The sequence below is a fragment of the Serratia sp. MMO-28 genome (assembly GCF_037199905.1).
Classification (GTDB): Bacteria; Pseudomonadota; Gammaproteobacteria; order Enterobacterales; family Enterobacteriaceae; genus Chania; species Chania oryzae.
The window spans coordinates 128868-141595 of the sequence record NZ_JBBCVB010000002.1 but is presented as its reverse complement, the minus strand read 5'-3'; the positions used below and the strand labels follow the sequence as shown (position 1 = coordinate 141595).

General features: G+C 57.2%; 3 protein-coding genes. All 3 read left to right on the top strand.

Annotated features, from left to right (window positions below):
• Window positions 1-92: 92 nt before the first annotated feature.
• Window positions 93-1670 (top strand): hypothetical protein, encoded by a 1578-nt coding sequence (locus WG891_RS02325; protein WP_337261483.1) that lies wholly within the window; start codon window positions 93-95, stop codon window positions 1668-1670.
• A gap of 132 nt (window positions 1671-1802) precedes the next feature.
• Window positions 1803-7853, top strand: a complete 6051-nt coding sequence (locus tag WG891_RS02320; protein WP_337261484.1) for an Ig-like domain-containing protein — start codon at window positions 1803-1805, stop codon at window positions 7851-7853.
• Window positions 7844-12454 (top strand): RHS repeat-associated core domain-containing protein, encoded by a 4611-nt coding sequence (locus WG891_RS02315; protein WP_337261485.1) that lies wholly within the window; start codon window positions 7844-7846, stop codon window positions 12452-12454. Before WG891_RS02320 ends, WG891_RS02315 begins: the two co-directional genes overlap by 10 nt.
• Window positions 12455-12728: the final 274 nt, after the last annotated feature.

Below are 12728 nucleotides of genomic sequence, written 5' to 3'. Positions count from 1 at the left end.
CGCCTCATGAACAAACAGTAAAAATCATGACTACCACATTTCCCCCTGCCGCCCCTTACCGTGACTCCCCTTCTGTTGCAAGGAATCCGTTTATGTCTTCCTATCCACAAAACTTTGCGTCAAACCGGCTCAAAGACGTGACCAGAGGCAGCATACTGGTTGCCGCCTGCTTTACTGCATCGGCCTATGCTTTTGACAGTGGCAGTACCGGTGCCGATGGTGAATTCAAACCAACAGCCAATATTGAGGTTCCTCTCCCTCCATCTGGTGTTCTGAACTACACCTCGATCAATATCCCAGCCAATGTCACCGTGACATTCAGTAAAAATGCCGCCAATACCCCGGTCTATCTGCTTGTCAGTGGTGATGCCACCATTGCCGGTACGATTGACATTCGGGGTAAAAATGGTGCATCGGTAGGCGCACATGGCGATGGCCTGCTGGATGATGATGGCTGGCCCGGAGAGGGCGGCCCGGGTGGGTTTGCTGGAGGTTATGGTGGCAAACCCAAACGCGGCGACATCCCAACGGCACAGACACAAGGAGGGAACGGATTAGGCCCAGGAGGCGGACTGGGCGGTAAAGACGGGGGCGAAGGGTGCGCTAATACGCCACGTTATTATCCAAATCAAGGAACAGGCGGTGCCTATGCCGAAGATGCTTATGCAAACAGAATTGTTTATCAGTGCGCTGAAAAAGACCGTATTCCTGCTGCGTATGGCTATGGTTCTCGCACCTTGCAGCCTTTGATAGGTGGTTCCGGCGGAGGTGGAGGTCGCGGCGGCGCGATGTCCGGCATTAATGTCTCACACGGCAGTGGTGGCGGTGGAGGCGGTGGCGCTATCCTGATTGCGTCTTCCGGGCTTCTGAACATTACCGGACAGATCCTTGCCGATGGCGGTCAGGCAGGAGGCGTCGTTGGAAACAATGGTGATGGAGGGCATGGCGGTGGTGGTTCAGGGGGGGCGATTCGGCTTGTGGCTACCCAGATTATGGGCAGCGGAAAACTGTCAGCCAGTGGTGGATGTTTAACCGTTTATAACGGCATGGCTCCGACCGAATGCGGATGGACAGGCACTTATGGCATGGGTGGAGGCACTCCGGGCCGCATTCGACTCGAAGCCGAACAAATGAATTTTGCCGGTACTGCCACGCCAAAAGCGTCAAACGATGTCCCAGCACCTGTATCAACCAGTAATGCACCACAACTACGGATTGCCTCTGTTGCCGGACAAACGGTTCCTGCCGAGCCCGTGGGTCTGGAAGATCTGATCCTGCCAGAGGAAACAACCGGCCCGGTGAATATCGTGTTTGAAACAACCCGCATTCCTCCAGGTAATACTGTGCAATTTCGTCTCATTCCTGTATACGGTGAAAAAATAGCCCTAAGCAGTACGCCAATCACCGGCTCCCTCGCCGCCGGAAGTGCCAGTGTGACAGTCCCCACCCTGCCACAGGGAAACAGCACACTGGAGGCATCGGTCACCTATACCGTGGATATCGTCGCCAGTGGTCCGGATCTGTCACGGTTTGCAAATAATGAAACCGTCAATAAGGTTCATCTCATGATTGCGCTTGCCGGAGAACGCACCGCCATCCTTGAGACAGCCAGTGGCAAACGCTTCAGTATTCCCTACGACACGCTGCGTGCGGCAGGGTTTCAGGGGTAAGTCGTAGATAAAGGCTCCCGGTTGGCCGTTTTTCTGTCCTGCTTCAGTTCATTTTCAGGCAGCCAAACCAACCGGGTGCGACTCAATCCTTTCGCTCAGTCACGCCCAGATTAATCTTATTTCTGAATTGCCATGACCCATTTGCCTGCCCGTCTCCTGACACCTGTTTCAACGGTCAGTACCGCCATCAGGCACACCTGTGCCATCGGTGTCAGAAACAGACAGCGGCTGATGACGGGTCTGGTTGCACTGTCGGTCATGCTGCAGCCTTTCAGTGCGATTGCCGCCTCCCTGACGCTGGGCAACAATGTGGTGATCCAGTCCGGTGAAAACGTGCATATCCATGTACGCGCACGTTTGCAGGCCGGTAAAAATGTGATGTTCACCGGCCTGCAAAACACAACGGCATCGATACCGCCGGGCTCACCCACGGCTGGCAACTGGGGCGGATTACACCTTTATAAAAGTGCAGCGGCGTATGGTCCTCTGACCCTGAGTGATCTTACCCTGCGCGACGGAGGAAGAGGTCATAACGGTACAGGGGTATTAAATGTCTATGGCTGGAATCCAGGTTTTAATAACCTGCAACTGACGGACAATCTTGTCGGCCTCACCCTGCACAATGCGGCTCCCAGCATCACCAGCAGCAGCTTCTTGCGCAACACCACCAGTATCCAGGCTAATAACAGTGCCGCCAGTATTACCGGCAGTCACTTTAGCGACGCGGAGAGCGGTATCAGTAATACCACGCCAGCAACTGTCGTCTCCGCCCAAAACACCTGGTGGGGGCACCCCAGTGGCCCCACGATAACAAGCAACCCGGGCGGCCAGGGTACGCCCGTCACAGAAGGTGTCACCTACACGCCCTACCAGAATGCCGCGCCACTGCTGCACCCGCGTATCAGCCTTGTCAATCCGGCGGCTTATTACACCACCCCCGCCGTTACTCTTGAACTCAGTTGTCTGAATGCCACCGAGTATCGCCTCAGTGAGACATCCGATTTCAATAATGCGGTCTGGCAGAGCCTGCCTTCCAGCCCCCACCGTGTTACCCAAACGTTAAGCGACACCGATGGCAAAAAGAGCCTTCACGTCCAATACCGCAGCACAACGGGAGAAATCCGCACCACACAATTAAGTGGTGATCTCCTGTTGGATCGCACCCCGCCAGCACTGACCCTTGACTACCCCGTCTCCGGCAGCACCCTGGACGGCACCGAAACCCTGCGCGTCACTGTCTCCGACCCCTCTGGCATCCGCGACGTCCGCTATTTTCTTAACAGTACCCTCATCGGCACACTGACAGGCAGCCCTTACGCTCTGGACTGGGATGCCTCTCAGCCCCCTGCGGGTATTTATACCCTGCGAGCGATTGCCACCGACAATGCCGGTCGTCAGAGCGAACAAAGCGCCAGCATCACCCTGCTGGGCAAAAACAGCGGTCCGGATACTGACGGCCCGGTTCTGAGTGCGCTGACCTATGACGGCAAGCCCCTGACTGACGGCATTACGCTAACCCGCAGTGCCACCCTGGCGCTTAAAGCCACCGACCGCAGTGGCGTGAGCCGCATCCAGCTCAATATTGATGGCACCCCAGCCGGGTCTTTCACTGCAGCGGGTAACGATCGCTACACCCTTGCGGTCAATCTCACCTCCTTTGAGAGCGGCTCTCATACCTTTACCCTGAATGCGTTTGATACCCTTGAGAACAGCAGCACCCTTTCACTGGGTTTTACCTTTTCGCCTGACAACAACGTCCCGGCCCCGGTCACCGGCCTGACCGCCACCGCCCTGGCAGCCGGCAAAGTCCGCCTTGCCTGGACACGGAGCACCGACCCGAACGTCACCGGCTACCACCTCTACCGTGCCGCCACCCCCTTCACCCAGACGAGTGAAGCCGAACGCATCACCAGTGCCCCCACAACCGCCACCAATTGGGACGACCTCGTCCCCCACGATGGACAATGGCACTACCGTGTTGTCAGCGTAAACAGCCTCAACACCCCCTCCGAACTGAGCAACCCGGCCAGCATCACCATCGACACCGCGTTGCCCCACGCCGAAGAACTGCGCTACACCCCACACGGCAAAGTCGATCCCGAGACAGGCCACATCGGCCAGGGGCGGCTCGAACTCACCCTCCTCATGAACAAACCCCTGCAAAGCGCCCCCTACCTCGCCCTCGTACCCGAAGGCGGCGCCCCGCTCGTCATCACCCTCACTGCCGTAGACCCGCTCACCTGGCGGGGCGAACTCCTCATTGACAGCACCACCCCCAGCGGCCTTGCACACGCCGTCCTCTCCGCGCGCGACCTCACCGGCAACCGCGGCACCGACATCAAAAAAGGCGACAGCCTCACCATCGACACCGTTGGCCCCATCCTCTCCGACATCCAGCTCACCCCGGCGGCCCCCATCAAAAACCAGCCCGCCCAGACCCTCACCGTCCGCTTCACCTACAACAAACCCGTCGTTGGCACCCCCAAACTCACCTACCTCCTCAGCGGCCCGGTACGCAGCCCGGAAAGCGTGGGCACCCTCACCGCCCTCGACCCCACCACCTGGCAGGCCACCTTCCCCCTCCCGGCCGATGCCGGCCTGGGCGCCCCGGAAACCCTCCAGTTCCGCAGCGAAGCCATCGACACCCTCGACAACCACAACACCAAAATCGCCGCCTACAACCGCTACCAGATCTACCAGGGCACCCTCCCGCCGCTGCCCATCCCCCTGGGCCTCACCGCCAAATCCCGTCCAGCCGGAGCCATCCAGCTCACCTGGCAACCCGTCGATGACGCCCACAGCTACCAGCTCTACCGTCAGGGACCGGGGCAAAGCACCCCGGAACCCCTCACCCTGGTCAGCGGCACCGAACACCTCGACCCGACCCCGAAAGACGGCACCTACCACTACACCCTCGCCAGCGTCCGTCAGGCCAATGGCGAAAACAGCCTCTCCGGTCAAAGTCCTGCTGTCAGCGCCCTTGCCATCCACACCGGACCCGGCGCCCCGCGCAACCTCACCCTCACCCTCACGGGCGCCGGCATCCTGGCCCAGTGGCAGGCCCCACTGCCCAACAACAACCCCACCTACAACCTCTACCGGGCGGGCGGCACCCAGATCACCAGCACAGACGGCCTGACCCCGCTCAAAACCGGCCTCAAAACCCCCCAGGCCATCGATCCCTACCCGCAGGCAGAACAAAGCGCCTACATCGTCACGGCTGTCGACCTTGCCGGCAACGAATCCGCCCCCTCCAACAGCACCTACCTCAACGCCAGCCTCCTGCCGGTCACCCACCTCGTCATCGAACAACATGGCGACACCCCGCCGGTCCTCACCTGGAACGCCCCCAACGGCACCCTGACCGGCTACCACATCTATCTCGGGCAGGCACCAAACAAGACCCGATTGACCTCAGCGCCGATCAGTCCTCTGACTTACACCGACACCGGCTATACCAGCGGTGAGCGTTATTACACGGTTGCCAGCGTCGATGCCCAGGGTGAAGAGATTGAGCACACCCTCCACCTTCCGGCCATCAATGCCCAGATCACCAGTGGACTGCCGCTCAAACGCGGCATCATGAACCGGCTCGAACTCCAGATCACCAACACCTCCAGCGTCAGCCTTGACAACATCCAGGCCCTGGTCAAACTCCCGATCGACCCGGCCAGCAACCGCATCCTCACCCACCGCTCCGAACCCTTCAGCCTGGGCGTCAACCAGACCCGGCTGGTGCCGGTTATCGTTGGGGGCTACACTGACCTTCCGGGGACCCTGACCGCCCACATTGGCATCGAACACACCCCCCATGAAAACGGGCGAATCACCGTCACCCGCAACCAGAACCTCGACGTCACCGATGGCGCCCTCGTTGTCGGCATGGCCACCGAAGACTTCACTCGTGGTGGCACCGGCAAACTGCGTCTCACCATCGAAAACACCACCGACGTCGACCTCGAACTCCTCACCGCCACCCGCAACGGAGCTGACCCCTCCACCGAACTGCGGCTGCGCCTGCTGGACGCAGATGGCAACACCCTCTCCGTCCAGCCCTACCACCAGACCTTTGGCGCCGGCGTCATCACCCTTGCCAGCGGCCAGACCGTCGCCCGCATCCCGGCTGGCACCACCTACACCTCCGACACCTTCCCCCTCAACATCCCCGCCAGCAGCCCGGACACCCTGCGCGTGCGGCTCGAAGTCGACACCCTGCGCTACCACACCGGCCAGCCTGATCAAATCACCATCACCGGCAAAGGCAGCGAACGCACCGTCAAACTCATCGACACCGCCTACACCGGCGACGTCACCGACGTCACCCCCCTCGAATCCTTTGGCGACCAGGACATCCTCATCAGAGGAAAAGCCAGTAGCCGTGCAACGGGTACGTTGCTTGGCAACACACCCCTGAAGATTATTCTCAACCAGCAGGGATTTGAGCGATCGCTTACCCTGATGACCGATGCTGATGGCACCTTCACCTACCGCCACACCCCCACCCTCACCGATGCCGGCCTCTACAAAGTCAGTGCCGTCCACCCCGACATCACCGACCGGCCCGAACAAAAAACCTTCCAGATCCACCGCATCACCGCCGGACCGACCCCCTATAAACTCGACATCCCCAAAAACTACCCCTTCACAATCCCCTTCACCGCCAAAGCCGGTCCGGGCACCAGCGCCACCAACCTGCGTCTGGCCCTCAACCCGGCCAGCCAGCCCACTGGCGTTCTCCCGGCGGGCATTCAGCTTGAGCTCCCGCCCCCGGTCAGCCTCACCGAAAAACAGACCCGTTCCCTCCCGGTCAAACTCACCGCGGACAACAGCGCCCAGCCCAGTGGCGCCCTCATCCTGGACCTCATCAGCGACACCCACGCCAGTGCCATCGGACACGTACGCATCAACTACACCCTCACCGAAGGCACCCCCTACCTCATCAGCGACCCCAAATACCTCGAAACCGGCATGAGTGCGGGCGACACCCTCACGGAAACCCTCCGTATCACCAACAAAGGCCTGCAGGAAGTCGTCAACCTCAAAGCCATCCTCACCAAAGAAAACGGCGAAACCCCGCACACCTGGGTCACCCTCTCCAGTGCCGTCACCGGCAACCTTGGCATTGGCGAACAACGCCCGGTTGATATCACCTTCAGCCCCCCCAAAGGCACCCCGGACGGCACCTACCCCTACACACTCACCTTCAGCGGCGACAACCTTGCCCCGCACATCTACACCCTCTACCTCAACCTCACCCAGAGCGGCAAAGGCGACGTCCTCTTCAAAACCTCCGACATCTACACCGCCACCCTGGGCAAAGACAACCAGCTCATAGCCGGACTCGCGGGCGCGACGCTCACCCTCCAGCACGAAGACATCGCCAGCCTCAAATACGAAAAAGTGACCGACACCCTGGGCGAAGCCCTCTTCAAGGGGCTGCCTGCCGGACGCTACCAGTACAAGGCCAAAGCCAAGGACCATCAGGAAAGGGGCGGGCGGCTGCAGATCAAACCGGGGGTTCAGACCCTGCAACCGGTCTTTCTGGACTACAACCTGATCAATGTCGAGTGGAGTGTTAAAGAGATCGTCATTGAAGACCGGTACGAGATCATCATTGATGCCACGTTTGAAACCGATGTCCCGGCAGCGGTGATAGTACTGCAGCCTTATGCCATCAACCTGCCGAAGATGCAGACGGGGGATGTGTATTACGGTGAGCTGACCCTGACCAATTATGGCCTGATCCGGGCCGATGAACTCAAGCAGACCCTGCCACGCGAAGATGGCTACTTCCGGTACGAGTTTCTCGCGGAGGTGCCCGAAACGCTGGAGGCTAAACAACGCCTTGTACTGCCGTACCGGATCATCGCACTCAAGTCACTGGAGGACAGTGCCAGTGCGCCCAATGCTTCCGGAGGCGGATGCTACAACTACAGCAACAGTACCGCCGTGGGTGGATGCTTTGAATGCCAAAATGGGGAAATTGCTGATATCAAGACCTCAAGCAGTTGGTTCTCCAACAGCAACAGTTCATGCTCTTCCTCCGGAGGTGGAGGTGGGGGTAGCGGAGGGGGTGGTATCGGTGGCGGTGGGGGCTGGAGCCATAACACGGGTGGCAGCAGCACGTTGCCGATGAAAGGCAAGAAATGCGCATTTGTACCAGGTGGAATGGAATGCAACTGATGACAAACAAGATAAGAATATCGAAGAAAGACTTTTACAGCATTGCACGGCACAGCATCATTACCCTGCTGTGTCTTCAGTTCTCTTGTTTAAGTCAGGCACAAAGTGTTGATTCTAGAGAAGGCTTGCGAGTTACGCTGCCAAACGGTTATGCAACCGTCAGCGTCGAAGACATCCGCGTACAGAGTGCTACCGGTCCGGTGAGCATCATGCGATACTGGAACGGACATGAATGGAAATTCAACCCCCAGTGGGAAAGCCTCTCTCAGAGCTGGAAAAACCTTACCGGCAGCCGACAAAGCGACATTGACAGCAATCTGAGTGGTCCAGCGCTTCAGGGTAAAGGAAGCAGCGCCAGCAGCAGTACATACGGGTGCTGGGTCTGGGTGGATGAAGACTGGGAACCCAGTGGCGTTTTTATCGACCCGGAGAATATTCAGGCGGCCCCACTGGTGCCCACACGCATCACTCCCTTTAACCGCATCATGGGTGAAAACCCAGGTGCAAACTATCTCACGGGTCGTCGTGTCAGCCTTGACTATGCCACGCTGTGTGCTGGCACGATCATGAGTGGGAGCAGTTTTGTTGACCTCGAAGCCATCCGTCGCCAGAACGAACTGTACCTGGGTGACAATGGACGTTACTTCTTCAACAGCCGTTTCTCCCTGAAAAAAGCCCCTGTGACTGAACTCCCCGTCATGACGCATAGCGCTCTTGCCAGTGGTAACCTGGTCTTGATGCCTCAGCCGAACGACAAAGGCTACCGCTGGACCAACCGTGACGGCAGTTGGATCCACTACAACACCCAGGGTCAGATCGTCGCCTATGGCGATGCCAACCTCAACACCGTCTGGTTTGCCCGCGACAGCGAAGACAAACTCATTGGCCTGATTGACCAGAACGGACATGTCCTTCTGAGCCTTCACTATCAGGGGGCCTTTTTAACAGAAGTTCGGGATTATCCGCTCTCAGGTGATCCGTTACCCCCGCGCACCCTTCGCTACCACTACGACAAACAGAACCGCATCAGCCAGGTGGACGACCCCCTCGGACACCCCACCCGCTACGGCTACGACAAACGCAACCGCCTCACCGCCCTCACCGACCGTGAAGGGCGTACCCAGCTCATCGAATACAACGACCAGCTCGTCAGCCGGCACATTGCCGCCGACGGCGGCATCACCGACTACCAGTTTGACTACGATGATACCCATAGTCAGTTCACCAGCAAAATCCAGGGGCCGGAAACCGACGCCGGACGCAAAACCGAAATCTACATTCACAACCGTTCAGGCAAGCTGCTTGAATACACCGTCAATGGTGTATTACAGACCAGCCTGCGGCGGGACAGTGGTGCGCAACTTGAGCAGGAAACCAATGCACGGGGGTTTAATACCCGCACTACTCGTAACGAATTCGAGCAGATTATTCGTATTGACCACCCAGATGGCAGCAGTATCCGGTACAAATACGACGTTCTGCACATGGGGCTCATCGAAACCATTGACGAACTGGGCATCATCACCGCCTATGAACGCGATGCCAAAGGCAACCTGACCAGACTCACCGAAGCCGCCGGAACCGCCGACGCCCGCGTGACCGAATACCAGAACAACGCCCAGGGCCAACCGATCAGGATTACCCGCAAAGGACGCACCGAGCAGAACGGCACCATCACCCCCGATGCCACCATCCTGATTGAATACCATGACAGCGGCCTCCCGAGCAAACTCACCGACCCCGAAGGCAACCGCCATCAGCTGGCCTTCAATCGTGCCGGCAACCTGATCCGCTACACCGACCCGCTTGACCACACCCTCCAGTTTACCCTGGATGCGGCTGGCCGCCTCACCACCATCACCGACCCGCTGGATCGCACCTATCGTGCCACCTACGACAAAGTCGGCAACCTCACCACCGTGACCAACCCGCGGGGTAAAACCCTCCAGGCCACCTACGATACCGTCAACCGTATCACCCAGATCACCAATCAGGTAAGCGGTATCCAGCATGCCGCCTACGACAAAGCTGGTAACCTGACCCGCTTTACCGATGCCGATGGCGACCAGCAAACCTACCGTTACGATGCCTTCCTGCGCCTGACCGAAACCCTCGACACGCTGGGCCACACCACCCGTCAGAGCTACACCCTGCCGGACGGCACCCCCGGCACCCTGTATGCCCCGACCCGGATTGATACCCCCACCTTCACCGAACACACCCGTTTCAACGAACGCGAATGGCCGGCCAGTCGTACTTTTGATTATGCTACCCGGACAGGCCCCTTCAACACCACCGACAGCGTCACCTACGACAAACGCGGCCAGATCCTCAGCCAGACCGACCCGGACGGCCACACCCGCACCTATCACTACAACGCCCTCGGACAACTGACTAAAACCGTCGACACCCTCAAAGGCACCACCACCGCCGTCTACAACAGCCTTGGGCGTCTGATTCAACTCACTGACCCCAACAGCAACGTCTACCGTTTTGACTATGACCGCAACGGCCAGCTCCTGACCGAAACCCTGCCCGAAGGCGAACAGACCCGCTACCAGTACGATGCCGCCGGACGCCTCACCCAGCGTATCGACCCCAAAGGCTTCATCCTCAACTACACCTGGGATGAAGCCAACCGTCCGGCCAAACTTGAACAGCGCAATCCACAAAAAACCCTGATCCGCACCACCACCTACCACTGGGACCCCACTGACAACCTCACCGGCTGGAGCGACACCGACCTCACCCAGCCGGCGGGCCTGCAAACCACCGCAGCGGTTCTCACCTACGACGACGCCAACCGTAAAACCGGTGAAACGATTACCTATTCCACCCCCACCGGCCCCTACACCCTCAGCTACCAGGCCGGCTATAGCCTCGGGGGCAAACAGACAAAACTCGTCTGGCCCGATGGCACCGACATCACCTACGCCTACAGTGCCCACGGACAACTCAAAAGCGTCACCCTGCCCGGCGAAGGCACCCTCACCGTCACCGACTATACCTGGCTCGAACCCAAACAGATCCTCCTGCCCGGCGGCATCACCCAGACCCGCACCCACACGGGTCTCCTGAACCTCGAAAGCCTCAAGATCGACGTCCCCGGCGGCAGCGTCCCGCTCACCCTCGACAACACCTACGGCACCCGGCAGCAACTCACCACCCGTACCCGGACCGATGCCACCGACAAGGGCAGCAAAACCCTGACCGAAACCTATGGCTACGACAGTGAATTAAGGTTGACCAACGTTGACAGCGACAGCGGCGGCCTCTTTGGTAAAAGCACTGAAACCTTCACCCTGGACCCGGTCGCCAACCGCATTAAACAGGATGGCAACACCTGGACATACAACAAAAACAACCGTCTAATCCAGCGAGGCGAAGGAGCCGACAAAGTCACCTACACCTACGACGACAACGGTAACCAGATCACCCAGACCCAGAACGGTCAGACCCTGCACTACACCTACGACAGCCTGAACCGGCTCACCGCGGTCAGAAACACCGGCAAACAGCTGATTGCACGCTATGGCTATGACCCCTTAAACCGCCGGATCTGGAAAGAACAGTACCGGGACAGTAATGGCACCCCACTGACCCCGGCAAAACGCACCTATTATCTGTATAGCGATGACAGTCTGATTGCCGAGGCGACCCAGACCCTTACCCTGAACGCAGACGAAACCATCACGGCAGACCAAAACCCGGAAATCACCACCCAGTACGGGCCGAACCCGCAGAAGCCGTTTACTACGGGAACGCTGTTCCTCAAGACAAAGAATCAGCACAACGAAACCGTCTTCGGCTACTACCATCATGACCATCTGGACACCCCGATCCAGATTACGGACAAGAGCGGCAACATTCTGTGGGCGGCGCGTTACCATGCGTTTGGCAAGGCAACAATTACGACCAGCAGTATTACGTCAAATCTGAGGTTCCCGGGGCAGTACCACGACGATGAAACGGGGATGCATTACAACTGGAACCGGTATTATGATCCCAGTACAGGAAGGTATGTGACGCAGGATCCGATTGGTTTGAGGGGGGGGATTAATATTTACGCATATGTCGGAGGAAGTTCCGTCAACCGAATTGATCCTCTAGGACTCTATGAGCGTAAACTTACTGATAGAGAAAAAACAATATTACGCCGCTTTCTTTACCTTGGATACTATGATGAAATAGATATTGAAAATGTTGTTCTTCATATTGGAGAAAGGCCATTTTATACTCGCATGCTTAATATACAGGCTATTACCAGACATAATGATGTTTACATCATAAAAGAGGATTTTGACTCTTGTGGTAGTACTACATGGGCCCTAGGGCTCTTAGCTCATGAACTAGTACATGTAAAACAGTACAGAGAAGGAACGCTAAAAGAGGTTGAATATTTAGCAGAACTCATGCGGGTTGGTTATGAAAATATTGAGGTTGAAAAAGAGGCATATAGATATGAAGGTGAAATTAAAGCTCAGTTCACCGTCAAAGATTGCAGGTGTGATGATGTAGAAATACTATTACAAAAAACACCATCCTCACCCCCTAAAACAAATCTTCCTGTAATAGATGAACACAATATATATTTAAATTAAAAATGAAAATTTTAAATAAAATATTTTATCTAATTATTTTAACCTCCCTTTCCGGATGTTTTCCCATAAAACCAGAAGGTTTCAACAAAGAGTACGATAATTATTTTTCCGACTTTTACAACCATAAAACCGAAGAAAAAAATAAGGAATATTTTTTAAACCAGACAATAGAAAAACAATATGAAATAATGGTTTACGGAAGAAATAAAATCCACCCCCCCTTGACGTAAATATTTGGTTTGTAGACCAAGGGGAATATGCTATTTTTTTTCTA